Here is a 26,842-nt window from a genome sequence, read left to right as displayed (position 1 = left end):
CCGGGGCGCGCCCCCCCCCGCGCCCGGGGGGGGGCCCCCGGGGGGGGGGGGTGTTTTTTCCCCCCCCCCCCCGGGGGGGGGGGGCGCGGCCCCCCCCGCCGGGGGGGGCGCCCCCCCGCTGGTAGGCCGGCGGGCTCGCGATCGCCTCCATCGACAGCATGTCGGGGCCGGGATCGTACACAAAAGGAATGCCGAGCCGCGGGCAGTAGGGCCGTTCGATGAACGACAGCCGCGCCCAGCACGCCGCGCACACGCCTTCGCCGTCGACCGGCTCGCGGCAGGACACGCACAGCGTCGGCAGCGCGATGTCGAGCGCAAGCCGTGCCGCACGTGACAGCACGTGGCGGCCAGCCGTCCATGCGGCACGCAGGGGGGCGGCGATGGAACGAGAAGGGGCGTGAGCGGCTTCCATGGGACGAGGCTAGCGTTCTGTTTGGCGGCGCTCAAGCGGCTGGATCGGTCTCGTGCCCTGGACGCAGCGCCACTTCGGCGGTGCGCTGCAGAGCCGGGGCCCATCACGCCGCATCGTGCCATGTCGCCTTCTGGATCCCGGCTCTGCGGAGCGTCACTGCGTGCCGCACCGCGTCCGGGACAAGAGAGAGGAGATTGCAATAACCAGCGTGATCGGCGTAACCAGCGGCATGGCTCAAGACCCGCAAACCCCACCCGCTTTGTTCGACCGTGCTCTGCTGCACGCGCGACAGCGCCGCGCGCAGGCGCAAGGTGCCGTGAGCTTCCTGCTGGATCGGGTCGCCGAGGACATGTCCGATCGGCTGGCGGCGGTGATGCGGGAGTTTCACACAGCGGCCGATCTCTGGACGCCCGGCGAGGGTCTCGCGGTGCTGCGCGCGCGACTGCCCTCGATCGAGCGCATTGAGCTCGATGCATCGGGTGCGGAGAAGCTGCCCTTTGCGCCCGAAAGCCTCGATCTCGTGGTCTCGGCGCTGGCGCTGCAATTCGTCAACGATCTGCCGGGGGTGCTCGCGCAAATCCGTCGCGCGCTGAGGCCAGATGGGCTGCTGCTGGCGGCGATGATCGGCGGCGACAGCCTGACCGAGCTGCGCCAGGCTTTTGCCGCCGCCGAGGCCGAATGCGAGGGCGGTGTGTCGCCGCGCGTCGCACCCTTCGCCGATCTGCGCGACGTTGGCGCGCTGTTGCAGCGGGTGGGGTTTGCGCTGCCGGTCACCGATGTCGACCGCGTCGTGGTCCGCTACGCCAACGCGTTCGCGCTGATGCAGGATATCAGGCGCATGGGCGCCGCCAATGTGCTGATCGAACGGCGGCGCACGCCGAGCCGGCGATCGACGCTGCTGCGGATGGCTGAAATCTACGCGGAACGCTTTGCCGATGCCGACGGCCGCATCCGTGCGACATTCGACATCATCTGGCTCTCCGGCTGGGCCCCGCATGCGAGCCAGCAGCAGCCGCTCAAGCCCGGATCAGCGAAGGCGAGCCTGGCGGAAGCGGTGAAGAAGGCGGGAGGGACGTAACTCCTCATGGTGAGGAGGCGCGTCAGCGCCGTCTCGAACCATGCAGGCCCGGCTCTCATCCGCAGCCATCCTTCGAGACGACCGCTGCGCGGTCTCCCTCAGGATGAGGTCTGAGCTCACATCAGCAAATCAATCAGATGCGGGATCAGCGGAATGTCCGCGGGCGGCATGGGATAGTCGCGCAGCTTGTTGGCGCGAACCCAGGCCAGGGTCTGGCCCTCGCGCGGCGTGACCTGTCCCTCCCAGCGCCGGCAGATGTAGAGCGGCATCAGGAGGTGGAAGGTTTCGTAGCCGTAGCTCGCGAACGTCAGCGGCGCCAGACAGGGTTCGGCGACGGTGATGCCGAGCTCCTCGTGGAGTTCGCGGATCAGGCTCTGTTCCGGCCGCTCGCCGGGCTCACACTTGCCGCCGGGAAATTCCCAGAGGCCGGCCAGCGTCTTGCCCTCGGGGCGCTGCGCGATCAGGACGCGCCTGTCGGGGTCGACCAGCGCGCAAGCCACGACGAGCGTCAGTTTGAGATCAGCCATGCCTGGAATTCCGCTCGCTGAAGGATCATCCGCAACGGTTCGTTAACCCTGTTACGGCCCGTGTTTCCGAGGTCTCCATAAGTCATATTTAATCCACGGTTCCTAGAGTGGAGACGCTGAAACCATTTCGGGCCAGATCCATGCGCGCTGAGTGTCGTACCATCTTCCGTCGGTTCCTTCGCGACCGGCGCGGCAATGTCGCGGTGATCTTCGCAATCTGCTGCGTGCCCCTGATCACGTTCATCGGCACCGCGATCGACTACTCCCGCGCGACGCAGGTCCGCGCGAAGCTTCAGGGCGCGGCTGACGCGGCCAGCGTCGGTGCGCTCGCCAAGGCATCGCCGGGGTTTATCGCCGCGGGCTCGATGACCACGGACGGCACGATCACGGTCGGCGTCGACGACGCCCAGAAAATCTTCGATGCCAATCGCGCCAACCTGACCGGCTATACGCTCAACAGCGTCACCCCGACCGTCGTCAAGACCGGCTCGACCATCAACTCGACCGTCTCGTTCACCGCCACCATCAACACCATGTTTCTCGGCCTGATCGGCAAGACCACACTGACCATGAGCGGCACGTCGTCGTCGACGGCCAATATGCCGCTCTATGTCGACTTCTATCTCCTGCTGGACAATTCTCCGTCGATGGGCGTCGCAGCGACACCGACCGACATCACGAAGTTGCAGGGCAAGACGGGTGGATGCGCATTCGCCTGTCACGACACCACCAAGGCGGCCGGCACGAGCAACTACGACATCGCCAAAGCAAATGGCATCACGACCCGAATTGACGTGGTGCGCCAGGCGAGCGCGAACTTGATGGACACAGCCCAGAGCACGCAGACCTATTCGAACCAGTTCAGAATGGCGATCTACGATTTCGGCGCTTCGTCAGCGACGATCGGATTGAGAAATCTGTTCTCGCTCTCGTCGAGCCTGAGCTCCGCCAAGACTGCGGCGGGAAACATCGACCTGATGGCGGTTGCCGGTCAGAATGACGTGTATACTATCGACAAAGATACTCCCTTCACCACTATTTTTCCCGCGATCAATAGCGCAATCGCCTCGCCGGGAGCCGGCACGTCTGCGTCACCGCTGAAATATCTGTTTTTTGTATCCGATGGGGTCGCTGACGAAGCCAACTCGGGCATGACGATGTGCAGCGTCTCGTCTTCTTCGTATCCTCTCGCGTCATCGAACCGCTGTCAGTCGCCGATCAATCCGGCGCTCTGCACGACCATCAAGAACCGTGGGATCAAGATCGCGGTGCTGTACACGACATACCAACCGCCTACTGACGGCTGGTACAACTCATGGATAGCGCCCTTTAACCCCGGGCCGTGGGGACCGTCGCCGAACAGCAAGATCGCGCAGAACATGCAGAGCTGCGCTTCGCCGGGATTCTATTTCGAGGTTAGCCCGACCCAGGGCATTTCGGAAGCGATGAACGCGCTGTTCAAGAAGGCACTCGCGGATGCGCGGATCTCGGGGTGATTGGATCAAAGCTCTTTCACCGTCACCCTGAGGTGGCCGCTTCTTCAGCGGCCCTCGAAGGGCGACGGCCCGGTTATCGGTAGTCGTAAGCACTACGACCTGTAATCCCCGTTGATCGCGACATACTCCTTGGTGAGGTCGCAGGTCAGCACGCGGTCGCGGCCCTTGCCGAGGCCGAGCGAGACCTTGATCGCGATCTCCGGCGCCTTCATCGCTTCCGACACCTGCGCCTCGTCATAGGACGGATCGCGCGCGCCGTTCTTGGCGACGCGGATGCCGTTAAAAGAGATCGAGAGCTTGTCGCGGTCAGCCGGTTCGCCGGCCTTGCCAACCGCCATGACCACGCGGCCCCAATTGGCGTCCTCGCCGGCGATTGCGGTCTTCACCAGCGGCGAGTTCGCGATCGACATCGCGATCTTGCGCGCCGAGGCCTTGGTCTTGGCGCCCTCGACGGTGATCTCGACCAGCTTGCGCGCGCCCTCGCCGTCGCGAGCCACCTGCTCGGAAAGATTGGCGAGCACCTGGTTGAAGGCTTTGACGAAGGCTTTCAGGCGCGGGTCGCTGGCGCGGCTGATCTTCGGCGCGCCGTGTTCTGCAGCAGCACCGGTGGCAAAGGCCAGCAGCGTATCCGAGGTCGAGGTGTCGCCGTCGATCGTGACCGCGTTGAAGGTGTCCTCGACGCCGCTTTTGAGCAGCGCCTGCAGCGCGGCAGGCGCGATCGGTGCGTCGGTGAAGATGAAGGACAGCATCGTCGCCATGTCGGGCGCGATCATGCCGGCACCCTTGGCCATGCCGTTGATGGTGACCTTGGCTTTGCCGAGCTTCACGGTTGCGGTCGCGACCTTCGGGAAGGTGTCGGTGGTCATGATCGCCTTGGCGGCCGCCAGATAATCGCCGGCCTCGGCGGTTTCCGCGAGACGTCCGAGCACGCCGTCGAACTTGGTCGCATCCAGCGGCTCGCCGATCACGCCGGTCGAGGCCAGGAAGATCTCACCCTCGGTGCAGCCGACGGCCTTGGCCGCGATCCTGGCGGTCAGCGCGGTGGAGCTGCGGCCGGTCTTGCCGGTAAAGGCATTGGCGTTGCCGGAATTGACCACCAGCGCGCGCGCCTTGCCGCCCTTCAGCTTGGCGCGGCACCATTCCACCGGCGCGGAGGGGCATTTCGACTTGGTGAAGACGCCTGCGACCGCGGTGCCCTTGTCCATCACCGCCAGCAGCACGTCGGTGCGGTTCTTGTAGCGAATGCCGGCCTCGGCCGTCGCGAGACGCACCCCAGCGATCACGGGCATGTCGGGAACGTGTTTCGGGGCGAGGGGAGAGACGGAGGAGGACATCGGGGCGCCTTGGTGGGATCTGGATATGCAGATGCCCGGCGCGGAGGCCGGGCATCACAGAGGCTTAGATACTCTTCACGTCACCGAAGTGACAGCGAATTCTTACTTCTTCGCGGGCGGCGCCATCTTGCTGTCGGACGGCTTCGCATCCGCAGGCTTGGCCGCATCAGCCGGCTTGGCGTCGACCGCCGGCTGATCCATCCGCTCGACCTTGGCCTCCGCGCGCAGCTTGGCGACGTAGTCGGCCTGGGCCTTGCGGGTGACATACTGCTCGATCTGCGCCTTGACCTGCTCGAAGTCCGGCGCCTTGCGGTTGCGCTTTTCCTCGACCTTGATGACGTGCCAGCCGAACTGCGACTTCACGGGGTCGGAGATCTTGCCCGGCTCCAGCGCAAAGGCGACCGCCGAGAATTCCGGCACCATCTGTTCCTTGGTGAAGAAGCCGAGGTCGCCGCCGTCGGCCGAACCCGGATCCTTGGACTTCTTCTTGGCGAGCTCGGCGAAATCGGCGCCCTTGTCGAGCTCGGCCTTCACCGCCTTGGCCTCGTCCTCGGTCTCGACCAGGATGTGGCGGGCGCGCACTTCCTGCTCGCCGGTGATCTGCTTGGAGGCCTCCTCATAGACCTTCTTCATGGCATCCGGGGTGGTGGCGGCCTTGCCCTCGCCGGCGAGCAGGCTGTCCATCAGCAGGCGGTTGCGGGCGAAGGCGAGGCGCTTCTTGAACTCCTCGCCGTCGGCGAGCTTCTTGTCCTCGGCGGCCTTGCCGACGATCTTCATGTCGATCAGGAAGGATAGGACGTTCTCGTCCTTGGTCGCCGGGTCCATCTGGGCGAGGCTCGGCCCGAGTTCCTCTTCGGCCATGGCGACGTCGCTCTTCTTGATCTCAGCGCCATTGACCTTCGCCAGCACCGGATCGTCGGCAGCCCGGCCGGGACCCGCGATCAGCGCCAGCGCAAGGCAGCCCACGAGGGCGGTGGCGAGGCCGAAGCGCAGGCCGGTTTTGGTTACCGGGAACGAGGTGGTCATGGAAAATCCTTTTGTTGAAGCAGGGGGCTGCTCGAGCGGGGCGGACACTCGCCCAATTCAGGGGGGCTTGGCAACGCGAAAAGTCTGTCAAAATGATGAATTAGCCGCAATGCACGCGCCGTTGACAAGGCCCTGACCGGGCCATATCTCTGCCCGGTCGCGTCCATGCGATGGCGTTTATTTTGCTGCGTTTTTGGCCGTTGAACCCAGACTTGCCCAACTCCCACCCATATGGCGGATGGACCCCCCGCAGTCCGGGCTCCGGCGCCCAGCAGGCGTCACGGTGAGTTGATGGGCAGGCGGGTGACAACCTCTTGGCTGCAACGCGAACGCGGTTGAATCGCGAACACAGGAACTAAGCATGATCGGCGCGCTCGCCCGCAAGTTTTTCGGCTCCGCCAACGACCGGCGGGTGAAGGGATATCAGTCCCGCGTCAACGCGATCAACGCGCTGGAGCCCGAGGTCTCGAAACTCTCCGACGAGGCCCTCAAGGCCCGCACCGTCGAGTTCAGGCAGCAGCTCGCCGAGGGCAAGACCCTGGACGACCTGCTGGTCCCCGCTTTCGCCACCGTCCGTGAAGCCGCCAAGCGCACGCTCGGCCAGCGCCATTTCGATGTCCAGCTGATCGGCGGCATGGTGCTGCACGAGGGCGACATCGCCGAGATGAAGACCGGCGAAGGCAAGACCCTGGTCGCAACGCTCGCAGTCTACCTCAACGCGCTCGCCGGCAAGGGCGTCCACGTCGTCACCGTCAACGACTACCTCGCCCGCCGCGACTCCGCATGGATGGGTCAGATCTACGGCTTCCTCGGCCTGACCACCGGCGTGATCGTGCACGGCCTCGACGATTCCGAGCGCAAGACCGCCTATGCCTGCGACATCACCTACGGCACCAACAACGAATACGGCTTCGACTATCTGCGCGACAACATGAAGTACCGGCTCGAGGACATGGTCCAGCGGCCGCACTTCTACGCGATCGTCGACGAAGTCGACTCCATCCTGATCGACGAAGCGCGCACGCCGCTGATCATCTCCGGCCCGCTCGACGACCGCTCCGACTTCTACAACACCATCGACGGCTTCCTGCCCAAGCTCGACAAGTCCGACTACGACGTCGACGAGAAGCAGCGCACGGTGACGCTGACCGAAGCCGGCATGGAGAAGATCGAGACGCTGCTGCGCGATGCCGGCCAGCTCAAGGGCGAGTCGCTCTACGACGTCGAGAACGTCTCCGTCGTGCACCACATCAACCAGGCGCTGCGCGCCCACACGCTGTTCACGCGCGACAAGGACTACATCGTCCGCGACGACGAGGTCATTATCATCGACGAGTTCACCGGTCGCATGATGCAGGGCCGCCGCTATTCCGAAGGTCTGCATCAGGCGCTGGAAGCCAAGGAGCACGTGCAGGTCCAGCCGGAGAACCAGACGCTGGCCTCGATCACCTTCCAGAACTATTTCCGGATGTACGAAAAGCTCGCCGGCATGACCGGCACGGCGCTGACCGAAGCCGACGAATTGTTCGACATCTACAAGCTCGAGGTCGTGGAAATCCCGACCAATCTGCCGGTCGCCCGTCTCGACGAGGACGACGAGGTCTATCGCAGCCAGAACGAGAAATACGCCGCGATCCTCGCCGAGATCGAGCGCGCCAATGCGCGGCTGCAGCCGGTGCTGGTCGGCACCGCCTCGATCGAAAAGTCGGAAGTGATCGCCGAATATCTGAAGAAGCACGGCTACCGGCAGATCGATTTCGGCAACGAAAATTCGATGCAGAAGCTGTACGCCGCGGCCCGCGCCGGCAAACCGGCAAAGCTGTTCGCGGTGCTGAACGCGCGCTTCCACGAGCAGGAAGCCTACATCGTCGCGGAAGCCGGCGTCCCCGGCGCGATCACGATCGCGACCAACATGGCCGGCCGCGGCACCGACATCAAGCTCGGCGGCTCGCTGGAAATGCGGATCCAGCAGGAGGCCGCTTCGATCGAGGACGAGGCCGAGAAGGCCAAGAAGATCGAGCAGATCAAGGCCGACATCGAGCACTTCCGCGACATCGTGCTGAAGGCCGAGGAAGAGGTCGAGATCGAACCGGCGAAGGGTTCGAAGCCCGCCAAGACCGTGAAGAAGCCCGGCGGTCTCTACATCATGGGCTCCGAACGCCACGAATCCCGCCGCATCGACAACCAGCTCCGCGGCCGCTCCGGCCGCCAGGGCGACCCCGGCCGCTCGAAATTCTTCCTGTCGCTGGAAGACGATCTGATGCGCATCTTCGGCTCGGATCGCCTCGACAGCATGCTGCAGCGTCTCGGCCTGCAGGAGGGCGAGGCCATCATCCATCCCTGGATCAACAAGGCGCTCGAGAAGGCGCAGCAGAAGGTCGAGGCGCGCAACTTCGACATCCGCAAGAACCTGCTCAAGTTCGACAACGTCCAGAACGACCAGCGCAAGGTGATCTTCGACCAGCGCGTCGACCTGATGAAGGACGACAGCGTCGCCGAGACGGTCGCCGACATGCGCCACGCCTTCATCGACGACCTCGTCGCCAAGCACGTGCCCGAGCATGCCTATGCCGAGCAGTGGGACGTCGCGGGCCTGAAGGAAGAGCTCAAGCGCGTGCTCGATCTCGACCTGCCGGTCGAGGACTGGGCCAAGGAAGAGGGCATCGCCGACGAGGAGCTGCTCACGCGCATCGAGACCCGCGCCGACGAGCACATGGCCGCGAAGGTCGGGCAATGGGGCCCCGACGTGATGCGTTACGTCGAGAAGACCATTCTGCTGCAGACGCTCGACCATCTCTGGCGCGAGCATCTGATCATGCTCGACCATCTGCGCCAGGTCATCGGCCTGCGCGGCTACGGCCAGCGCGATCCGTTGCAGGAGTACAAGACCGAGGCCTTCAACCTCTTCCAGGAGATGAGCGCGCATCTGCGCGAGGCCGTCACGGCGCAGCTGATGCGGGTCGAGATCGTGCCGCCGGAGCAGGAAGCCCCGGTGCTGCCGCCGATGGAAGCGCACAAGTTCGACCCGAACACCGGCGAGGACGAAATGGCGCTCGCCAGCGTCACCCTCGGAGCACAGGCCACGGACGCGGCGCTGCGCGATCCCAAGAACCCGGCCAGCTGGGGCAAGATCGGCCGCAACGAGGATTGCCCCTGCGGCTCAGGCAAGAAGTACAAGCACTGCCACGGGCGGTATGCGTAAGCTTTGAATGTGAGGCGTCGACGTCGGCGCCTCACTGTCCCACGAAAGCCGCGGCGCGCGCGAACTCGTAGCCCGGATGGAGCGAAGCGCAATCCGGGAATCCTGCCGTTGTGCGGGAAAGACCCGGATTACGCTTGCGCTCCATCCGGGCTACGGCCGTGCGGCGAGACGCGCAAATTGCTCGCCAGCTCAATTCGAACTGTCGATCAAGCTCTCCAGCAGCCGCTTCAATTCGCTCGTCGATTTGTCGCCGTAGCTCTCCAGGATGTGCTCCTCCTGGTCGACCGCCAGCGAGTTGAGCTTCTTGCTCAGCACCTTGCCGCGATCGGAGATGAACATCAGGACCTTGCGGCGGTCGTTCGGGTCCTGCACGCGGTAGACCAGCGTGTCCGAGACCATGCGGTCGATCATCTTGGTCAGCGTCGGGTGGTTGAGCAGCACGGCATCCGCAAGCTCTCCCATCGAATGGCCGTTGCCATCCGACAGCACTTTCAGGATGCGCCACTGCTCGACGGGCACGCCCTCCTTGCTCAACCGCAGTTCGAGCTGCCGGTTGATCTCCCGGTTGGCTTGCGCGAGCAAATAGGCGAGGTGTTCGGTGATCGGGGTGTTCGATTTTGCCACGGCTAAGACTTTGTCTTGACCCAAATGAGTGAATGTCTTGCAATCGATGCTGCATCTATATGCACTTCAATTCTTGAATATTCAATATTTTCAAAATAGGATATTGCCCAACAATAGGGCGGGTGCCGCGGCCGCCTGCTGAATGAGCTTTCAAGTCTGGTGTCAGACAGGAGTTGGCGTGCGCGCGACGGTAAACTTCCCGGCTCACGGCGGTCCGGCGTTACCGCCGTCCTTGCTGTTCAGGAATCTGTCGCCCGCGGCAGCGGATTTCGATCGGTCGCCGGTTGACGCGCATTTCATGAAGCGCCGCGGCGCACACAACAAGCTCCGCATCGGCGGCTTCATCTGCTGCACCGGCTCGCCCGGCGTTTGGGGCCCGTGCGCGACAAGCAGCGCGCAGCTCGCGGTTGCCGAGATCAACAAGCGCGACGGCATTCTGGGGCGCGAGATCGAGCTTTCGATCTACGATGCCGGCGGCCCGCTCGACGAGATTCTGAGCCGCGCCGAGCAGGCGATCGCGTCCGATGAGATCGATCTCATCGTCGGACTGCATACCAGCGCGGTGCGCGTGGCGCTGCGCAAGGTCACCACCCGCCACCGCATCCCCTACATCTACACACCCGTTTACGAAGGCGGCGAGCAGACGCCGGGTGTCATGGCGATCGGCGAGACGCCGCGCTGGCAGAGCCGCCCCTCGATCCACTGGCTTGCCGACGTCAAGAAGGCGGCGCGCTGGTACCTGATCGGCAGCGATTATGTCTGGCCCTGGCAGTCGCACCGCGCGGTGAAGCGCTACATCAAGGAGGCCGGCGGCCATGTCGTCGGCGAAGAGTTCGTACCCCTCGGCGAAGACAACCATGAGCCGCATCTGGAGCGCATCCGTGCCGCGAGGCCGGACGTCGTCCTGATCTCGTTGATCGGCACCGACAGCATCACGTTCAATCGCGCCTTCGGAGAATGCGGCCTCGGCGCCACGACGCTGCGGCTGGCCGGAGCGATGGATGAGACCGTGCTGCTCGGAATCGGCGCTGACAACAGTGAGAATCTGTTTTGCGCCTCCGGCTATTTCCCCGGCATCGGATCGCGGGCCAACGACGACTTCCAGAGCCGCTATCGCGCGATGTTCGGACCGAACGGGCCCCCGATCGGCTCGCTCGGTCAATCCAGCTATGAGGGACTGCGCTTCCTCGAGGCCGTGGCGAACAAGGCGGGCACGTTGGCGATGGGGCCCATGCTCGCGGCCGGCCGCAACATCGTCTATGGGGGCGCGCGCGGCCCCGTCACCGTCAGGAACGGTCACACCCGGATGCAAATGTATCTCGCCGGGGCGGATGGCCTCGATTTCAAGCTGATCAAACCGATCTGATGCCGGCGCGGCCCATCTGCAAACGCCCGAATCCAAAATAATACTTGAAAAGGAAAATATTTCCGTCTGTAATATCGAGGTGAAGCCGATCGGCCCGCGCCGTGCACGCGCGCCCATCAGGCTCCAATGCCAGGGATTCCATTTCCAGGGATCAAGAAGCCTTTGAGGAGAGCGCCGTGACAGTTGTCCTTCCCACGCCCGCCCAATTGCGCAGCGTCGCCGAGCAGTGCGGCCTCGCCCTGTCCGATGACGATGTCGCCTCGTTCCGCGGCCTGATGCAGGGCTCGATCGAAGCCTACAATCTCGTCGGAGCCATGCCGGACGAGGTGCCGGAGGTCAAATATCCGCGCACGCCGGGCTATCGGCCCTCGCCGGAAGAGAACCCGCGCAACGCCTGGTATCGCAAGTCGACCGTGAAGGGTGCGGCGAGCGGCAAGCTCAAGGGCAAGACCGTCGCCCTGAAAGACAACATCATGCTCGCCGGCGTTCCCATGATGAACGGCTCGGCGACGCTCGAAGGCTACGTCCCCGATTTCGACGCCACCATCGTCACGCGCATGCTCGATGCCGGCGCCGAGATCGCCGGAAAAGTCCATTGCGAATCCTTTTGCATGTCCGGCGGCAGCCACACCAATGCGGTCGGCGCCGTCCACAATCCGCACAAGATGGGCTATTCGGCCGGCGGCTCGTCGTCTGGCAGCGGCGTCGTCGTCGCGCTCGGCGAGGTCGACATGGCGATCGGTGGCGACCAGGGTGGTTCGATCCGCATGCCGTCCTCGTTCTGCGGCACCTACGGCATGAAGCCGACCTGGGGCCTCGTGCCCTACACCGGCATCATGCCGATCGAGGTGTTCGTCGATCACACCGGCCCGATGACAGCGACCGTCGCCGACAACGCGCTGCTGCTCGAAGTGCTGGCCGGCGACGACGGCTACGATCCCCGCATCAAGGCGCCCAAGGTCGAGGAGTACACCAAGGCGCTCGGCCAGGGCGTCAAGGGCATGAAGATCGGCATCCTCAAGGAAGGCTTTGAGCAGGCGAACGCCGAGTCTGCGGTGAACGAAAGCGTCCGGGAGGCTGCCAAGCGCTTCAAGGATCTCGGCGCCACCGTGGAGACTGTCTCGATCCCGATGCACCTCATGGGCCCTGCGATCTGGACGCCGATCGGCACCGAGGGCATGACCCAGACCATGATGTATGGCGACGGCTATGGCCTCAGCCGCTCCGATCTCTACTCGACCACGCTGATGGATTTCCACCGCGGCTGGCGCCGGCAGGCCGACTCGCTGTCCGAGACCACAAAGCTGTTCCTGCTGCTCGGCACCTACATCAACAACAGTTTTGGTCCGCGCTATTACGGCAAGGCGCTCAACATCTCCCGACGCCTGACCGCGGCCTACGACAAGGCCTTCAAAGACTACGATTTGCTGCTGCTGCCGACCACGCCCATGAAGGCGACGAAGCTGCCGGAACCCACGGCCAGCCGCGAGGACTATGTTGCGCGCGCGCTGGAGATGATCTCCAACACCGCGCCGTTCGACATCACCCACCATCCCGCGATGTCGCTGCCCTGCGGCATGGTCGACGGCCTGCCGGTCGGCCTGATGCTGGTCGGCCGCATGTTCGAGGAATCCACCATCTATCGCGCCGCCCATGCTTTCGAGCAGATCGGCGACTGGAAGAAAATGTGAGCGGGGCATCGATGCAGACGAACAGAACGGCACCGCATGGCTAACGCGTTCGTCGCGGCGTTCGAGATCCTGAGCTTTGGCGCGATCATCGTCCTGATCGTGCTGGGTCTCGGGATCATCGCCAGCATGATGGGCATCTTCAACTTCGCGCAGGGCGAGTTCGTCCTGCTCGGGGCCTACATTACCTATCTCGCCTACGCCAAGGGCCTGCCGATCTGGGCCGGCATGGTCGCCGCGCCCTTCGTCGTCGGCGCGCTCGGCTTCGTATTGGAGGCGCTGATCATCCGACGCTTCTACGCAGCCCCCATCGTCGCCATGCTCGGCACCTATGCGCTCGGCCTGATCATCCGCGAATCCGTGCGCGGCCTGATCGGCGGCTTCTATCTCACCGTGCCGGAGCCGATCGGCGGCTCGATCGACATCGGCGCCATGCACATCTCGGCCTGGCGCTTCACCATCATCGTCATCACGGCGCTGGTGATGGGCGGCTGCTATCTGCTGCTGGCGCGCACCAGCTTCGGCCTGCGCGTGCGCGCTACCCTGGAAAATCCGTCGCTGGCGCGCGCCTCCGGAATCTCCACGCCGCTGATCTATGGCGCCACCTTTGCGTTCGGCGCCGCGCTTGCCGGCCTTGCCGGTGCGCTGATCGTGCCGGTGTTCAGCCTGTTCGCCGATCTCGGCCTGCGCTTCCTGATCCAGGGCTTTGTCGCGGTCATGGTCGGCGGCGTCGGCTCCTTCATCGGGCCGGTCGCAGGCGCCGGCGTCATCGGCACGCTCAGTGCCGCGCTGCCTTGGGTGATGGCGCCCGTCGTGGCCGATGTCCTCGTCTTCGTTCTCGCCATCGTTTTCATCAAATTCCGGCCGCAGGGCCTCATCGCTGGAAAAGGGGTTTAGTCACATGTCCGATCGCACTCAGCTCTCCCGTCGCCGCTTCCTCTCGAATTTCGCCTTTGCCTCCGGGGCGGTCGCAACGGGCGTCGGCAGTTGGGTGATCCCGGCGCCCTGGGCCAATGCGGCCGAAGCCCCGATCAAGGTCGGCATCGCCACCGACCTCACCGGACCGATCGCCTACGCCGGCAATGCCGACGCCAACGTCGCCAAGATGGTGATCAAGGAGATCAACGCCGGCGGCGGCCTGCTCGGCCGCCCGCTCGAGCTCTATATCGAGGACACCGCCTCGAACGAATCCGTCGCGGTCGGCAACGTCCGCAAGCTGATCCAGCGCGACAAGGTCGATATGGTGCTGGGCGGCATCACCTCGTCGATGCGCAACGCGATCAAGGACCCGATCGTCGCGCGCGGCAAGACGCTCTACATCTATCCGCAGCTCTACGAAGGCAAGGAGTGCACGCCCTATCTGTTCTGCACGGGGCCGACGCCCGCGCAGCAGTGCGATGAATTCATTCCCTGGCTGATCAAGAACGGCGGCAAGAAGTTCGCGTTGCCGAGCGCCAACTACGTCTGGCCGCACACGCTCAACGTCTACGCCCGCAAGGTGATCGAGGCCAACGGCGGCGAGGTCGTGTTCGAGGAATATTATCCGCTCGACCAGGTCGATTTCTCCTCGACCGTCAACCGCATCATCTCCAACAAGGTCGATGTCGTCTTCAACACCGTCATCCCGCCGGGCGTCGGCCCGTTCTTCAAGCAGCTCTATGAAGCCGGCTTCCTCAAGAATGGCGGACGGCTGGCCTGCGTCTACTATGACGAGAACACGCTCAACATCAATCAGGCCGCCGAGATCGAGGGTCTCGCCAGCTGTCTCGATTACTTCAAGGTGCTGACCAAGGAGAACCCGTTCGACGCAAAAATCCAGGCGGCCTACGAGAAGGATTTCCCGGGCAACTTCCTGTTCGCCGCCGGCAGCGCCGCCACGGGCACCTATCGCGGGCTGAAGCTGTGGGAAGCCGCCGTCAAGGAAGCCGGCAAGATCGACCGCGAGTCGGTCGCGGCTACGCTCGACCACGCCAAGATCGCCGAAGGCCCGGGCGGGCCGGCCGAGATGGTTCCGGGCAAGCGGCACTGCAAGATGAAGATGTACACGGCGGTCGCCAAGGGCGGGAACTACGAGATCGTCGGACGCAGCGACGGTCTCGTCGATCCCAAGGAATGCTAGGGTCGAATGCCGAAAGCGATGGGCGCAGTGAAGCAGGCAGTCCCCGCCGAGGTCGGCGGGGAACAGAACGTCGCCATGGTTGAACACGGATCAGCAGGGGTAACTGGTTCGCAGCGAAAAATCCTGCCGATCGTGGAAGGCGTGGTGCTCGTTGCCGCGCTGCTCGCGCCGCTGGTGCTCCAGGATTATCTCACGGTGTTCGCGACGCGCGTGATCATTCTCGCGCTGTTCGCGCTGTCGTTCGACCTGGTGTGGGGCTATGCCGGCATCATGAGCTTCGGCCAGGCGCTGTTTTTCGGCTCGGCCGGCTATGGCGTGGCGCTGCTCGCGCGCGACCTCGACATCACCAACATCTTCCTGGTGCTGCCCGCGGGAACGCTGATCGGGCTGACCTTCGCGCTGCTGCTCGGCGGCTTCCTGCTGCTGGGACGGCATCCCTCCAGCGTGATCTTCGTCTCGCTGGGCACGCTGACCGGATCCTACGCCGCCGACCGGCTCGCGCGCGGCTGGTACTATCTCGGTGGCCAGAACGGCATCCCCTCGATCTCGTCGATGACGCTCGGCAGTTACGAATTCTCGGAAGGGCCGCCGTTCTATTATCTCGTGCTTGGCCTTCTCGTCGTGGTCTATCTCCTCTGCCGCTTCCTGGTGCGCTCGCAGTTCGGGTTGGCGCTCGCGGGATTGCGCGAGAACGAGCAGCGCATCGCCTTTTTCGGCTACAAGGCGCAGCACCTCAAGGCGATCATCTTCGCGATCGGCGGCGCCGTGGCGGGTCTTGCCGGCAGCCTTTACGCCTTCCACGAAGGTTTCGTCTGGCCCAACATGGTCGGCGTCGTCGTCTCGACGCAAGTCGTGCTCTATGTGCTGTTCGGCGGCTCCGGCACGCTGATCGGCGCCGTCATCGGTGCCGTCATCGTCGAGGGCGTCAGCTTCTGGCTCTCGGACAATTATCGCGAGGTCTGGCCGATCATCCTCGGCGTGCTGCTCCTGCTCGTGATCCTGTTCCGGCCGCTCGGCTTGATCAGTTTCGTGCTCGGCGAGCGCGAGCGGGTCGGCAGCTTTGGTGGCAAATCCAGGAAGACCGGGAAGGAGAAGCGCGATGCCGCTCCTTGAAGCCACCGGCGTCAAGAAGATCTTCGGGAAGCTCACCGCGCTCGACGGCGCGGCACTGACCGTCGGCGAGAACGAGTTTCACGGCCTGATCGGCCCGAACGGCTCCGGCAAGAGCACGCTGATGAAGTGCATTGCCGGCGCCGAGGTGCCGACGCAGGGCAAGGTCTCCTTCGTCAACACCGACATCACGGCGTTCACGCCGACCGAGCGTGCTCGCGCCGGCATGAGCCTGAAATTCCAGATCACATCCGTGCTGCCGACGCTGACGCTGTACGACAACATCCTGCTCGCGCTGCAGGCGCAGTCCTCGCTGTTCGACCTCGTGTTCTCGCGCACCCGCGTCGCGCTGCACGATCAGGTCATGACAATGCTGACGCAATTTCGCCTTGCCGATCGCGCCTTCGATGCAGCGGCGGCGCTGTCGCACGGCCAGCAGCAATGGCTGGAGATCGCGATGGCGCTTGCCGGCAAGCCGAAGCTTCTGCTGTTGGACGAGCCGACCGGCGGCATGAGCCTGGAGGAGCGCCGCGTCACCGGCGAATTGCTGCAGCCGATCAAGAAACATTGCTCGCTGGTCATCGTCGAGCACGACCTCGATTTCATCCGCGACATCTGCGATCGCCTCACCGTGCTCGACCAGGGCAAGGTGCTGGCATCCGGCACGGTGTCGGAGATCCAGGCCAACAAGGCCGTCCAGGAGATCTATTTGCGCCGTGCCTGAATTTTTGGACATCAAGCATCTCGACGCCGGCTATGGCCGCAGCCAGGTCCTGTTCGACGTCAACCTCGGCATTCCCTGGCGCGGCGGTGTCGCCGTGCTGGGCCGCAACGGCGCCGGCAAGACCACGCTGATGAAGACCATCGTCGGCGAGCTGCCGGCGTGGAAGGGCGAGGTCGCCTTCGACGGCCGCGACATCAGCCGCCGCGCGACCCAGGAGCGCGTGCGCGCCGGCATCGGCTACGTGCCGCAGGAGCATTCGGTGTTTGCGCGCCTGTCGGTGCGCGACAATCTCGCGGTCGGCTCGCTCGCGAGCAGAAAAGCCGACGCGGTCGACCACGTGCTGACCATCTTCCCAAAGCTCGGCCAGCGCCTCGACCAGCCCGCCGGCACGCTGTCCGGCGGCGAGCGCAAGATGCTCGCGATCGGCCGCGCCATGCTGGGCGATCCAAAACTGCTTCTGCTCGACGAGCCGACCGAAGGCGTCTGGATCGGCGTGATCGAGGAAATCACCGAACGCCTGATCGAGCTCGCGAAAACCATCGCCGTCATCATCGTCGAGCAGCACCTCGACCTCGCGCTCCGCGTCGCCGACTACGCCTACGTGCTGGATCGCGGTCGCGTCGCGCTGCAAGGCGAGGCAGGCGAGGTGAGGGGCAATCCGGAGCTGCTGCGCTATCTGGCGCCGTAGGAGCAGCCTGCCGATCACCGCTCGTTCGCCTCGTCGCGGTCGAATCTATAGTCATCGGGCAGCGGAAATCGGAACTGCTCTGCTTGTTTGAGAAATTCCGCTCGCCTGTCGACCTTCGCCACCGCGATCTGGCCCTTCGAGGCCACTACGACGCTGAGTTCGTCGCCGGGTGAGAGATTCAGGGCTTCAACAAGCGTCTTGGGCAGGCGAACCGCGAGGCTGTTACCCCATTTGGAGACCAGCATTGCATGCTCCACGATGTACAGATCACGGTGTGGATATCATCGGAGTTCTAGGCGGATTCAAGCCTTGGAATGCTGCGGATCGTCAGCTTCATCAAGATCGGGAAAAGGGAAGGGGCTCGCGCCCCAGCTACTTCACCGCGCCGAACCGGCTGTCGAACGAATTCGACTGCACCACCGGCGCGGCGCCCATGATCTGGGTCGCTTCACCCGCGCCATCCGACACCGACGGCTTCAGCGTCGGGCGGGTCGCCGCGAGGCGGGTGTCGGGCTTCGCTGGTTCGGCGGGCTTGGCGACGGCAACGGCTGGCTTCGGCGCATCCTTCGCTGCATCCTTGGACTTGTCGTGTCCCGGCACGAACCGGGTCACCGCAGCTTTCAGCCGGGACGCCGCGGTGGGCGGCGTCGTGGTCGTCGCAGCCGGAGCGACGGATGCCGTGGCTTGCGGCGGCGGCGTGGTCGCCGTGGCGTCGGCGTTGCCGATGCCCATCTTGCGGCCGAGGTTGGAGAAGAAGCCTGATTTCTCGGGCGGAGCTGCGGTGGCGACGCGGGTGTTGGCGGCGGGCGCGCTGACGGCGACGACCGGCTCTTCCTGCGGCGAGGGCGCGGCTGCATCGAGATTCGGCTTCGGCGGATTGACGTGTCCAGGGATCGTGCCCGGCGCCTTCGCCATCGCCAGCATCTGGAGCGTGGTGCCTTCGGCGCCCTCCGACAGACCAGTCGAGCCTTCCGGAATTTTCGCGGCAAAGATCTTGTTCATGCCGCCGTCGATGCCGGTGTTCATGCGCGCAACGGGCGTGCCGCGCGAAACCAGCTTGTTGTACTCGGCCTGGTCGCGCGCTTCCTTCTCGCGCACGGCACTGGCGATCTCGTCGGGGATCACATAGGCCGGGCACTTTGCGGACGCGTCGAACACCGGATCACGCTTGGCGTCAGGCGCCTTCGCCGCGTCGAAGACGTACTTCTTCTCGCAGAAATCGACCTTCGGCTCCTGCCGGGTTACCTCGAAATGATCATAGCCTTCCTTGATCATCTTCCAGAACGGCATGTTCGGATTGTTCCGGTGCTTGGCCATGTTCACCGGCGTCATCTTGAACGGATAGGCCTGCAGCTGGAACGCCTTCTGGCCGCCGAAAAAGGATTCGCGCCCGAGCGAATAGATCTCGGCGATCTGCTCGTCCGTCATCGCGTAGCAGCCGCGCGACGAACAATCGCCATGCACCATCAGCTGCGAGCCGCTGCGGCCCAAAGCCTTGTCGAACGCGTTCGGATAGCCCGTGTTGAACGACAGATAATACGCCGACTGTGGATTCATCTGGCCCGGATTGATCGAGTAGAATCCTTCCGGCGCCTGGCGGTCGCCTTCGCGCACCTTCGGGCCCAGATCGCCCGACCAGCGACAGATCGGATAGGTCTTGAGCAGCGCGAACTGGCCGTTGCGGGTCTGCTTCCAGACCTCGAGCTCGGCCTCCTGCTTGAACAGCCGCACCAGGATCGGCGATTGCAGATCCATGTCCTTCTCGACCATCGCGGCGAGAAGCTTTGGCGGCACCGGCTGATTGGCCTTGGCATTGGTCGCAAGCGAAACCTGGTCGGTGTCGCAGCCGGCCAGCACAAGGCTGGCGGCAAGCGCCACCGAAACCAGAAACGCGCGAGCAAGCGAACGAGAAATCAAGATGGACCCCACACCGTCCAGGGCATCGCGCGCAAACCCCAATCTTGAAGCATGATCCGACCGGAGACCCGGACCCGTCGCGACGGGCTTTTTCGCAATCACGCTCCAGCGCTTATGCCCTGAAGCCATTGATTAAAATTCTAACCTCTGGGTCATGTGGTCGCAACCCGAACGGGGATCACGAGCCCGTTGGCCCAAAGGCGTGGTCAACGAAGACTTAAACTGGGCTGAAACTTGGGCCTTCCCGCCAAACCTGTACTGAGATCGCTGATTTGGGCAAAAAAAGGGTTAACGCGGGGTTACCGGGGGGCCTACGGGCGGTTTGGCCGGGCAAATTCAGTGTCGTCCTGGCGAAAGCCAGGACCCATTACCCCAGGGAGGCGTTTGGCGGAGATCAGTCGTTCGGTACGCCCATTGACCGCAATCGATGGACCTCGCGGTATGGGTCCTGGCTTTCGCCAGGACGACGGCGGAGGGGGACGCGTCCAACGGGCCCCAAACCGCCCGAATCAGCCCAGTTTCCGTCCGATATCGAGGAATTTCTGCCGCCGATGCTTGCGGATGGCGTCGCCGTCCAGGCCCCGGAGCTCGTCAAAAGCCTTGGCGATGGCGTCGCCCGTGGTGGCGATCATGGCGGCGGGGTCGCGATGGGCGCCGCCGACCGGCTCCTTCAGGATGCTGTCGATCACGCCGAAGCGGAGCATGTCCTGTGCCGTGATCTTCATGTTGTTGGCGGCTTCCTGCGCCTTGGAGCCGTCGCGCCAGAGGATCGAGGACGCGGCCTCGGGCGAGATCACGCTGTAGATCGCGTGCTCCAGCATCAGGACCTTGTTGGCGGTGGTGATGGCGATGGCGCCGCCCGACATGCCCTCGCCGGTGATGATGGCGACGTTCGGTACGGTCAGCGCCATGCAGGCATCGGTCGAACGCGCGATCGCCTCGGCCTGGCCGCGCTCTTCCGCGCCGATGCCGGGATAGGCGCCGGCGGAATCGGCGAGTGACAGCACCGGCAGGCCGAACCGCTCGGCCATCTCCATCAGCCGCACGCATTTGCGATAGCCCTCGGGCCGCGCCATGCCGAAATTGTGCTTGATGCGGCTCTCGGTGGAATCGCCCTTTTCCTGGCCCATCACGCAGATGGCCTCGCCGCGGAAGCGGCCGAAGCCGGCCACCAGCGCCTCGTCCTCGCCGAACTTGCGGTCGCCGGCGAGCGGGGTGAACTCGGTGATCAGGCCCTTGATGAAGTCGTTGAAATGCGGCCGCTGCGGATGCCGCGCGACCAGCGTCTTCTGCCACGGCGTCAGGTTCAGATAGAGGTCGGCCATCGCCTGCGCCGCCTTGTCCTCGATCCGCCCGATCTCCTCGGCGATATCGCTGCCGGAGGCCGCAAGCGTCCGCAATTCGTCGAGCTTGGAATCGAGCTCGGCGACGGGCTTTTCGAAATCGAGATAGCTGCGCATCTGGTCTGGCATCAACTCAATATAGGGAGAACGGGGCGAGGCGGCGAAGCGGATTCGATGTCGCGAAAGAAGTCTAGGTTCGTCAATGAGTTGGCCTGTGTGCTCGCAACGAGCCCGGGCCAAATCATCGTGAGGCCCCGGCTCTTTCTGCGGAGATGTGGCCGAAGTCAAGGCGGTTTCGGGTCGTGACCCGTACCGTAGCCCGGATGAGCGAAGCGATATCGGGGGCAGGTCGCCCCGATCGTCCAATCCCGGATGTCGCTTCGCTCATCCGGGCTACTGCAGCTACGGCACCAACTACTTCTCCGCCAGCGGGTGCAGGTCGCGGACCAGGCTCTTCAGCCGCTCCTCAACCACGTGGGTGTAGATCTGGGTCGTCGAGATGTCGGTGTGGCCGAGCAGCGTCTGCACGATGCGCAAATCGGCTCCGTTGTGAAGCAGGTGGCTGGCGAAGGCGTGGCGCAGCACGTGTGGCGAGACCAGCCGGGCCTGGAGCCCCGAAGCGACCGCGAGCTCCTTCAAATCGCGGGCAAAATGTTGCCGCGTCAGATGCCCGCTCTCGCCGAACGAGGGGAACAACCATTTCGAGGCCGCCACGCTACTCTTCTTGTCTGGCTTTCGCGCCTCCGTCGCCGCGAGGTAATCGGCCATCGCCTGACGCGAGGCCTCGTTGAGCGGCACCAGCCGTTCCTTGTTACCCTTGCCGCGAACCACGATCATGCGGGCGTCGCGCTTCGCGGCCGTGCGCGGCAGCGCCACCAGCTCGGAGACGCGCAGGCCGGTGGCGTAGAGCACCTCGAGCAGGCAATAGAGTCTCAGGGCGCGCAGCCGTTTCGAGGGCGAGGCATCCTCTGCCTCGCTCAATTCCTTGGCGCGGCGGAGCATGCGGTCGACATCGCCAATCGACAGCACCTTCGGCAGGCCGCGGCCGCGCTTGGGGCCGGACAGGATCGCCGCGGGATCGTCGGTTCTGATGCGTTCGTTCAGGAGGAAGCGATAGAGATGCCGCATCGCCGACAGCCGCCGCGCGACGCTGGTCGACTTGAAGCCGCGCGTGTCGAGATCGGCGAGATAGTCGCGCAGCGTCTGTGTTTCCGCGTCCGCAAATGCATGGCCGACGCGGCCCAGAAACTCGGAGAAGTCGGTGAGGTCGCGGCGGTAGGCGTCGAGCGTATTGGGGCCGGCGCCCTGTTCCGCCGCGAGCATGTCGAGGAACAGGCCGGTGAGTTTTGTATCTGAGGGTGCACGCATGCCCCGGAGGCTAGCCCCTATTTCTTGAGAAACTTATCCGGCGGGATCGTCACGGTCATTTCCCGCGGCTTGGGATTGACGAAGTTCGCCAGCGCGAAGACCACGCCATAGACGATGCCGGCGATCACGGCGACGAGCGTCAGGAAGCGGAACAGGCTGGGCATCGGCAGGATCTCGGAGAGGGTCTCGGTCAGGGGCTTGGCGGGCAAATTAACCAATGAAATCATCCAACACGTTCGCCGTTTCGTGGCAAGAGTCCTCTGGCGAGGGCCCCTGCGGGGTCGTATAGGTGGCCAAAGGATGCCGCCTTTGGCGGCAGATCGAGCGAGACCCATTCGAGCGAGACAGATGCCCGACGCCGCGTTGCCGATCCAAGCCTCGCCCGAGGCCGACATCCTGTCGGCGCTGGGGACGCGCTCGATCGTGCTCGTCGGCATGATGGGAGTGGGCAAATCCACCATCGGCCGCCGCATGGCGCTCAGGCTCAAGCTGCCCTTCGTCGATGCCGACACCGAGATCGAGGCAGCGGCCGGCATGACCATACCGGAAATCTTCGAGCGCCACGGCGAGCCGCATTTCCGCGACGGCGAGGCGCGTGTGATCGCGCGTCTGCTCGACGGCGGTCCCATCGTGCTGGCGACCGGCGGCGGCGCTTTCATGCGCGAGGAGACGCGGGGCCGTATCGCGGCGAAGGCGATCTCGATCTGGCTCAAGGCCGATCATGATGTCATCATGCGCCGCGTGCGCCGGCGCGCCGACCGTCCGCTGCTCCAGACCGCCGATCCCGAAGGAACCGTGACGCGCCTGCTCACCGAGCGCGAGCCGGTCTACGGCCATGCCGACCTCACCATTGCCTCGCGCGACGTGCCGCACGACAAGATCGTTGAGGAGACCATCGAGACGCTGCGCGCGCATCTTTGCGGCGAACGGGCGTCCCCGCCACCAGCCGACGTCGCGAGTGCCGCACGATGACCGCGCCTTTGAAACATTCCGATCCCGTCAACGTCGAGGTCGCGCTGGAGAATCGCGCCTACGACATCGTCATCGGCCGCGGTGTGCTGGCCTCGCTTGGCGGACGAGTCGCGCGTCTGCGGCCCGGCGTGCGCACCGCGATCGTGACGGATCGCACCGTCGCGAAATACTGGCTCGAGCCCGCCGAGTCCTCGCTCGCAGCCTCGGGCATTCCGACATCGCGCATCGTCGTCGAGGAAGGCGAGATCTCCAAGACCTATGCCGGTCTCGAAAAGGTCAGCGAAGCCCTGATCGCCGCGAAGATCGAGCGCAACGATCTCGTCATCGCGCTCGGCGGCGGCGTGGTCGGCGATCTCGCCGGCTTTGCGGCGGCGATCCTGCGCCGCGGCGTCGATTTCGTGCAGGTGCCGACCTCGCTGCTGGCGCAGGTCGATTCCTCCGTCGGCGGCAAGACCGGCATCAACTCGCCGCAGGGCAAGAACCTGCTCGGCGCCTTCCACCAGCCGGTGCTTGTGATCGCCGACACCGCCGTGCTCGACACGCTGTCGCCGCGGCAATTCCGCACCGGCTATGCCGAAATCGCCAAATACGGCGTGCTCGGTGATGAGGCCTTCTTCGCCTGGCTCGAGAAGAACCATTCCGACATCTCCAAAGGCGGTTCGGCGCGCGAGCATGCGATCGCGACCTCCTGCCGCGCCAAGGCCGGCGTGGTCTCGCGCGACGAGCGCGAGACCGGCGAGCGCGCGCTGCTCAATCTCGGCCATACGTTCGGCCATGCGCTGGAAGCCGCGACCGGCTTCTCCGACCGCCTGTTTCACGGCGAGGGCGTTGCGATCGGCATGACGCTGGCGGCGCAGTTTTCCGCGAAGCTCGGCATGATCGGCGACGCGGACGCTGCGCGCGTCGAGCGTCACCTGATCGAAGCCGGCCTGCCGACGCGCTTGCAGGATATCGCGGGCTTCGCGCAGGAGGGGCTTGCCGACGCGGACGCGCTGATGGCGCTGATGGCGCAGGACAAGAAGGTCGAGCGCGGCAGGCTCACCTTCATCCTGCTGGAGGCCGTCGGGCGGGCCGTCGTCGTGAAGAACGTCGAGCCGGCTCCGGTGCGCGACTTCCTGAAGGACAAGCTCGCGCAAAAGGCGTGACACGCGGTTGAACGGCGCTAAAGCGTTTTCGAGCGAAGTGGGTACCGGTTCGCGTCAAGAAAACGCGTCAAAACAAGAAACCAGAGTGGTTCATGGATTGGCTCGGATTCACCATCGTCATTCTCTGCCTGCTCGTCTCCGGCTTCTTCGCCGCGAGCGAAACCGCATTGACCGGCGCCTCGCGCGCCAGCATGCTGCGGCTCTCCAAGCAGGGTAATCGCGACGCCGACGTGGTCTCGCAGCTGCTCGACATGCGCGAGCGCCTGATCGGCGCGCTGCTGCTCGGCAACAACATCGCCAATATCAGTGCATCCGCGCTGGCCACCAGCATCTTCACGGCCTGGTTCGGCGACGTCGGCGTGCTCTACGCCACCGGCTTGATGACCGCACTGGTCGTGATCTTCGCCGAGGTGCTGCCCAAGACCATCGCGATCAACGCGCCCGACCGCATGGCGCTGGCGGTGGCGCGCCCGATGCGGCTGACGATGTACGTGCTGGGGCCGCTGCTGCGGATCGTGGAAGTCATCGTGCGGCTGTTGATGCGCCTGTTTGGCCTTGCCGGCGAGCACCAGGCGATCCTGTCGCCGACCGAGCGCCTCCGCGGCGCGGTCGACCTGCTGCATCATGAAGGCAAGTTCGAGAAGCACGACCGCGACATGCTCGGCGGGCTGCTCGATCTGCGCGAGCTCCAGGTCTCCGATGTCATGATACATCGCACCGAGATGACAATGATCAACGCCGACCTGCCGCCGGAGGATCTGGTGCGCGAGGTGCTGGCGGCCGAATACACCCGCATCCCGCTGTGGCGCGAGAAGCCGGAAAACATCATTGGCGTGCTCCACGCCAAGGATCTGCTGCGCGCGATCCGCGCGGCCGACGGCGACACCTCGCGCATCGACGTCTCCACCATCGCGCTGCCGCCCTGGTTCGTGCCGGAGATGCGGCCCGTCTCCGAGCAGCTCAAGGCGTTCCGTCGCCGCAAGACTCATTTCGCCCTGGTCGTCGACGAGTACGGCGAAGTTGAAGGTCTTGTGACGCTGGAAGACATTCTGGAAGAGATCGTCGGCGACATCTCCGACGAGCATGACGTCGTGGTCGCGGGCGTGCGCGCCCAGCCGGACGGCTCGGTCGTCGTCGACGGCTCGGTGCCGATCCGTGACCTCAACCGCGCCATGGACTGGCACCTGCCCGACGAAGAGGCAACGACGGTCGCCGGCCTCGTCATTCACGAGGCGCGCTCGATCCCCGACCGCGGCCAGAGTTTCACCTTTCACGGCTTCCGTTTCCGCGTCCTCCGCCGCGAACGCAACCGCATCACCGCACTCCGTATTTCACCGGTGCCGCGCGAGACGGAAATGGAGGAAGCCAAGCGGCGCCGGGCGGGGACGTCGTTTTAGGATTCGCATGACCCTGTTGCCCCTCATGGTGAGGAGCGCCGCAAGGCGCGTCTCGAACCATGCAGGCCGGGATGCGGCAGCGGGGGCCTGCATCCTTCGAGACGCGCGCAAGTGCGCGCTCCTCAGCATGAGGAGAAATGGCGCCGTCTGACGCTCGAACTGGCGAGCTAGCTCCCGCCTTCTCCCGGCGCTTGCGCGTGGATCGCCAGCGCGTGCACGCTGCCGGAGAGTTCCGCGGCCAGCGCCGAATTTATCATGCGGTGGCGATCGACCCGGCTCTTCCCTTTGAAGGCGGAAGACACGATATAAACGCGGAAGTGCGTCTCGCCGCTCGGCCGATGGCCGGCGTGGCCCTCATGCAAATGTGACTCGTCGACGACTTGCAGGCTTTCCGGCGTGAAAGCTTCCTGCAACTTGTTGCTGATAGTGTCTCTGATGGCCATCTGGGTCATTACGGTGCGAGATCGCTCTCCGTATTGCATAGGCCGCCTCTGGCGGCCGTTCAAGGACGCCTCAGCATAGCTTCGGCTATGCTTTTCAGCTAATTGCAATGTCAAGACTTGAAGGTTTTTGCATTGCGTAGTCAAAGTCAGCCATGCCGATCGATTCATCAAAGTTCTTCGACTCCATCCGGATCAAGCCGAAAGGCAAGCAGCCGGAAGTGAAGCCGCGCGACGCCGTGGTCAATTGCGAATGGACCGGGTGTCAGAACAAGGGCGCGCATCGTGCGCCCAAGGGTCGCGACAATCAGCGTGAGTACTGGCACTTCTGCCTGAATCACGTGCGCGAATACAACCAGAACTACAATTTCTTCTCCGGCATGAATGCCGACGCCGTCGCGCGCTATCAGAAAGATGCGCTGACCGGCCATCGTCCGACCTGGAAGATGGGCGCCAATGGCGGCGTCAAGAAGGGCGCGGAGGCCGAGATCGACAGCGCCTTCGATCCGTTCAGCATGTTCCAGGAGCTCAATGGCCGCACCGGCTGGCGCGCCGGCCCGCAGGCCGCGCCCAAGGCCGAGACGCGCAAGATCATGAACGCCGAGCGCAAGGCGCTCCAGGTGATGGGCCTCGGCCCCGACTCCACGCTCGCCGACGTCAAGTCCAAGTACAAGGCGCTGGTGAAGCAGCACCACCCCGACGCCAACGGCGGTGACCGCTCGACCGAGGATCGCCTGATCGAGATCATCAAGGCGTATAATTATCTGAAGACCGTGGTGGGGGGGGGGGGGGGGGGGGGCGGCCGGGGGGGGGGGGGGGGGGGGGCGGCGGGCCCCGGGGGGGGGGGGGGCGGCCGCCGGGGGGGG

General features: G+C 64.6%; 23 protein-coding genes and 2 pseudogenes. 14 read left to right on the top strand and 11 right to left on the bottom strand.

Translation table 11 applies throughout. The features are described 5' to 3' along the window. Positions 1-115: 115 nt before the first annotated feature. Positions 116-412, bottom strand: a pseudogene (locus AC0L2J_RS25460) (double zinc ribbon domain-containing protein); the annotation flags it as partial. A 229-nt stretch (positions 413-641) separates the two neighbouring features. On the opposite strand from AC0L2J_RS25460, the gene AC0L2J_RS25455 reads away from it, so the two are divergent. After that, positions 642-1,490 (top strand): methyltransferase domain-containing protein, encoded by an 849-nt coding sequence (locus AC0L2J_RS25455; RefSeq protein WP_473394921.1) that lies wholly within the window; start codon positions 642-644, stop codon positions 1,488-1,490. Between the two features lie 116 nt (positions 1,491-1,606). Here AC0L2J_RS25455 and AC0L2J_RS25450 read toward each other — a convergent pair whose 3' ends face one another. After that, positions 1,607-2,017, bottom strand: coding sequence for a (deoxy)nucleoside triphosphate pyrophosphohydrolase (locus AC0L2J_RS25450; protein ID WP_473394891.1), 411 nt, complete (start codon positions 2,015-2,017; stop codon positions 1,607-1,609). A 140-nt stretch (positions 2,018-2,157) separates the two neighbouring features. On the opposite strand from AC0L2J_RS25450, the gene AC0L2J_RS25445 reads away from it, so the two are divergent. Then, positions 2,158-3,513, top strand: coding sequence for a TadE/TadG family type IV pilus assembly protein (locus AC0L2J_RS25445; RefSeq protein ID WP_473394890.1), 1,356 nt, complete (start codon positions 2,158-2,160; stop codon positions 3,511-3,513). A gap of 92 nt (positions 3,514-3,605) precedes the next feature. Here the strand turns inward: AC0L2J_RS25445 and argJ are convergent, their stop codons facing one another. Together argJ and AC0L2J_RS25435 are read right to left on the bottom strand one after the other, a co-directional pair. Beyond that, entirely contained in the window at positions 3,606-4,847 is a 1,242-nt protein-coding gene (argJ, locus tag AC0L2J_RS25440) for a bifunctional glutamate N-acetyltransferase/amino-acid acetyltransferase ArgJ (protein WP_063992461.1), read from the bottom strand. Between the two features lie 102 nt (positions 4,848-4,949). Next, complete coding sequence (locus AC0L2J_RS25435) at positions 4,950-5,873, bottom strand: peptidylprolyl isomerase (RefSeq protein WP_063992462.1); 924 nt, start codon at positions 5,871-5,873, stop codon at positions 4,950-4,952. Positions 5,874-6,234: 361 nt separating this feature from the next. Between AC0L2J_RS25435 and secA the strand changes: the two genes are divergently transcribed. Further along, positions 6,235-9,075, top strand: a complete 2,841-nt coding sequence (secA, locus tag AC0L2J_RS25430) for a preprotein translocase subunit SecA (RefSeq protein WP_473394889.1) — start codon at positions 6,235-6,237, stop codon at positions 9,073-9,075. Positions 9,076-9,264: 189 nt separating this feature from the next. Here secA and AC0L2J_RS25425 read toward each other — a convergent pair whose 3' ends face one another. After that, complete coding sequence (locus AC0L2J_RS25425; protein ID WP_007604563.1) at positions 9,265-9,699, bottom strand: MarR family winged helix-turn-helix transcriptional regulator; 435 nt, start codon at positions 9,697-9,699, stop codon at positions 9,265-9,267. A 178-nt stretch (positions 9,700-9,877) separates the two neighbouring features. Here AC0L2J_RS25425 and AC0L2J_RS25420 point away from each other — a divergent pair, with 178 nt between their 5' ends. The 7 genes from AC0L2J_RS25420 to AC0L2J_RS25390 all read left to right on the top strand — a co-directional run bounded on the left by AC0L2J_RS25420 (position 9,878) and on the right by AC0L2J_RS25390 (position 17,394). Next, on the top strand, positions 9,878-11,065 hold the full coding sequence (locus AC0L2J_RS25420; protein ID WP_473394888.1) for a substrate-binding domain-containing protein: 1,188 nt from the start codon (positions 9,878-9,880) through the stop codon (positions 11,063-11,065). A gap of 176 nt (positions 11,066-11,241) precedes the next feature. Next, positions 11,242-12,756 carry an amidase gene (locus tag AC0L2J_RS25415; RefSeq protein ID WP_007604565.1) on the top strand — a complete coding sequence of 505 codons (1,515 nt, stop codon included), beginning with the start codon at positions 11,242-11,244 and terminating at the stop codon, positions 12,754-12,756. Between the two features lie 36 nt (positions 12,757-12,792). Then, on the top strand, positions 12,793-13,650 hold the full coding sequence (locus tag AC0L2J_RS25410) for a branched-chain amino acid ABC transporter permease (RefSeq protein WP_063992465.1): 858 nt from the start codon (positions 12,793-12,795) through the stop codon (positions 13,648-13,650). A 4-nt stretch (positions 13,651-13,654) separates the two neighbouring features. Beyond that, positions 13,655-14,872 carry a substrate-binding protein gene (locus AC0L2J_RS25405; protein WP_007599205.1) on the top strand — a complete coding sequence of 406 codons (1,218 nt, stop codon included), beginning with the start codon at positions 13,655-13,657 and terminating at the stop codon, positions 14,870-14,872. A gap of 6 nt (positions 14,873-14,878) precedes the next feature. Next, positions 14,879-15,985, top strand: coding sequence for a branched-chain amino acid ABC transporter permease (locus AC0L2J_RS25400; protein WP_473394887.1), 1,107 nt, complete (start codon positions 14,879-14,881; stop codon positions 15,983-15,985). After that, entirely contained in the window at positions 15,972-16,706 is a 735-nt protein-coding gene (locus AC0L2J_RS25395) for an ABC transporter ATP-binding protein (RefSeq protein ID WP_063992467.1), read from the top strand. The genes AC0L2J_RS25400 and AC0L2J_RS25395 overlap by 14 nt, the downstream gene beginning before the upstream one ends. Next, complete coding sequence (locus AC0L2J_RS25390) at positions 16,699-17,394, top strand: branched-chain amino acid ABC transporter ATP-binding protein (RefSeq protein WP_007599215.1); 696 nt, start codon at positions 16,699-16,701, stop codon at positions 17,392-17,394. The genes AC0L2J_RS25395 and AC0L2J_RS25390 overlap by 8 nt, the downstream gene beginning before the upstream one ends. Positions 17,395-17,408: 14 nt before the next feature. On the opposite strand, the gene AC0L2J_RS25385 is transcribed toward AC0L2J_RS25390, so the two are convergent. The 5 genes from AC0L2J_RS25385 to AC0L2J_RS25365 all read right to left on the bottom strand — a co-directional run bounded on the left by AC0L2J_RS25385 (position 17,409) and on the right by AC0L2J_RS25365 (position 22,186). Further along, complete coding sequence (locus AC0L2J_RS25385) at positions 17,409-17,639, bottom strand: AbrB/MazE/SpoVT family DNA-binding domain-containing protein (RefSeq protein ID WP_007604568.1); 231 nt, start codon at positions 17,637-17,639, stop codon at positions 17,409-17,411. A 127-nt stretch (positions 17,640-17,766) separates the two neighbouring features. Beyond that, positions 17,767-19,311 (bottom strand): L,D-transpeptidase family protein, encoded by a 1,545-nt coding sequence (locus AC0L2J_RS25380; protein WP_231171021.1) that lies wholly within the window; start codon positions 19,309-19,311, stop codon positions 17,767-17,769. Positions 19,312-19,820: 509 nt separating this feature from the next. Further along, the gene (locus tag AC0L2J_RS25375) at positions 19,821-20,783 is read right to left on the bottom strand and encodes an acetyl-CoA carboxylase carboxyltransferase subunit alpha (protein WP_007599220.1); all 963 of its coding nucleotides are present in this window, start codon (positions 20,781-20,783) and stop codon (positions 19,821-19,823) included. A 285-nt stretch (positions 20,784-21,068) separates the two neighbouring features. Beyond that, a complete protein-coding gene (gene xerD, locus AC0L2J_RS25370; RefSeq protein ID WP_007604573.1) occupies positions 21,069-22,022 on the bottom strand; it encodes a site-specific tyrosine recombinase XerD in 954 nt (317 codons plus the stop codon). 17 nt (positions 22,023-22,039) lie between these two features. Continuing rightward, a complete protein-coding gene (locus AC0L2J_RS25365; protein ID WP_035974600.1) occupies positions 22,040-22,186 on the bottom strand; it encodes a hypothetical protein in 147 nt (48 codons plus the stop codon). A 184-nt stretch (positions 22,187-22,370) separates the two neighbouring features. On the opposite strand from AC0L2J_RS25365, the gene AC0L2J_RS25360 reads away from it, so the two are divergent. The 3 genes from AC0L2J_RS25360 to AC0L2J_RS25350 all read left to right on the top strand — a co-directional run bounded on the left by AC0L2J_RS25360 (position 22,371) and on the right by AC0L2J_RS25350 (position 25,536). Continuing rightward, positions 22,371-22,994 carry a shikimate kinase gene (locus tag AC0L2J_RS25360; protein WP_027515157.1) on the top strand — a complete coding sequence of 208 codons (624 nt, stop codon included), beginning with the start codon at positions 22,371-22,373 and terminating at the stop codon, positions 22,992-22,994. Continuing rightward, positions 22,991-24,139, top strand: coding sequence for a 3-dehydroquinate synthase (gene aroB, locus AC0L2J_RS25355; RefSeq protein WP_007604579.1), 1,149 nt, complete (start codon positions 22,991-22,993; stop codon positions 24,137-24,139). The genes AC0L2J_RS25360 and aroB overlap by 4 nt, the downstream gene beginning before the upstream one ends. A 92-nt stretch (positions 24,140-24,231) precedes the next feature. Next, positions 24,232-25,536, top strand: a complete 1,305-nt coding sequence (locus AC0L2J_RS25350; protein WP_007604581.1) for an HlyC/CorC family transporter — start codon at positions 24,232-24,234, stop codon at positions 25,534-25,536. 167 nt (positions 25,537-25,703) lie between these two features. Here AC0L2J_RS25350 and AC0L2J_RS25345 read toward each other — a convergent pair whose 3' ends face one another. Beyond that, complete coding sequence (locus AC0L2J_RS25345) at positions 25,704-25,979, bottom strand: BolA family protein (protein ID WP_026232423.1); 276 nt, start codon at positions 25,977-25,979, stop codon at positions 25,704-25,706. Between the two features lie 152 nt (positions 25,980-26,131). On the opposite strand from AC0L2J_RS25345, the pseudogene AC0L2J_RS25340 reads away from it, so the two are divergent. Beyond that, positions 26,132-26,755 (top strand): annotated as a pseudogene (locus AC0L2J_RS25340) (J domain-containing protein); the annotation flags it as partial. Positions 26,756-26,842: the final 87 nt, after the last annotated feature.

The sequence above is a fragment of the Bradyrhizobium sp. MV1.5 genome (assembly GCF_055807615.1).
The sequence above is the reverse complement of the archived record's forward strand: the minus strand, read 5'-3'. Positions and strand labels throughout refer to the sequence as shown.

Bases quoted from the DNA above. Each gene is read 5' to 3' on its own strand.
- AC0L2J_RS25455 (WP_473394921.1), top strand. From the start codon at position 642: ATGGCTCAAGACCCGCAAACCCCACCCGCTTTGTTCGACCGTGCTCTG.
- AC0L2J_RS25450 (WP_473394891.1), bottom strand. From the start codon at position 2,017: ATGGCTGATCTCAAACTGACGCTCGTCGTGGCTTGCGCGCTGGTCGAC.
- AC0L2J_RS25445 (WP_473394890.1), top strand. From the start codon at position 2,158: ATGCGCGCTGAGTGTCGTACCATCTTCCGTCGGTTCCTTCGCGACCGG.
- argJ (WP_063992461.1), bottom strand. From the start codon at position 4,847: ATGTCCTCCTCCGTCTCTCCCCTCGCCCCGAAACACGTTCCCGACATG.
- AC0L2J_RS25435 (WP_063992462.1), bottom strand. From the start codon at position 5,873: ATGACCACCTCGTTCCCGGTAACCAAAACCGGCCTGCGCTTCGGCCTC.
- secA (WP_473394889.1), top strand. From the start codon at position 6,235: ATGATCGGCGCGCTCGCCCGCAAGTTTTTCGGCTCCGCCAACGACCGG.
- AC0L2J_RS25410 (WP_063992465.1), top strand. From the start codon at position 12,793: ATGGCTAACGCGTTCGTCGCGGCGTTCGAGATCCTGAGCTTTGGCGCG.
- AC0L2J_RS25405 (WP_007599205.1), top strand. From the start codon at position 13,655: ATGTCCGATCGCACTCAGCTCTCCCGTCGCCGCTTCCTCTCGAATTTC.
- AC0L2J_RS25400 (WP_473394887.1), top strand. From the start codon at position 14,879: ATGCCGAAAGCGATGGGCGCAGTGAAGCAGGCAGTCCCCGCCGAGGTC.
- AC0L2J_RS25395 (WP_063992467.1), top strand. From the start codon at position 15,972: ATGCCGCTCCTTGAAGCCACCGGCGTCAAGAAGATCTTCGGGAAGCTC.
- AC0L2J_RS25385 (WP_007604568.1), bottom strand. From the start codon at position 17,639: ATGCTGGTCTCCAAATGGGGTAACAGCCTCGCGGTTCGCCTGCCCAAG.
- AC0L2J_RS25375 (WP_007599220.1), bottom strand. From the start codon at position 20,783: ATGCCAGACCAGATGCGCAGCTATCTCGATTTCGAAAAGCCCGTCGCC.
- xerD (WP_007604573.1), bottom strand. From the start codon at position 22,022: ATGCGTGCACCCTCAGATACAAAACTCACCGGCCTGTTCCTCGACATG.
- AC0L2J_RS25365 (WP_035974600.1), bottom strand. From the start codon at position 22,186: ATGCCCAGCCTGTTCCGCTTCCTGACGCTCGTCGCCGTGATCGCCGGC.
- AC0L2J_RS25360 (WP_027515157.1), top strand. From the start codon at position 22,371: ATGCCCGACGCCGCGTTGCCGATCCAAGCCTCGCCCGAGGCCGACATC.
- aroB (WP_007604579.1), top strand. From the start codon at position 22,991: ATGACCGCGCCTTTGAAACATTCCGATCCCGTCAACGTCGAGGTCGCG.
- AC0L2J_RS25350 (WP_007604581.1), top strand. From the start codon at position 24,232: ATGGATTGGCTCGGATTCACCATCGTCATTCTCTGCCTGCTCGTCTCC.
- AC0L2J_RS25345 (WP_026232423.1), bottom strand. From the start codon at position 25,979: ATGGCCATCAGAGACACTATCAGCAACAAGTTGCAGGAAGCTTTCACG.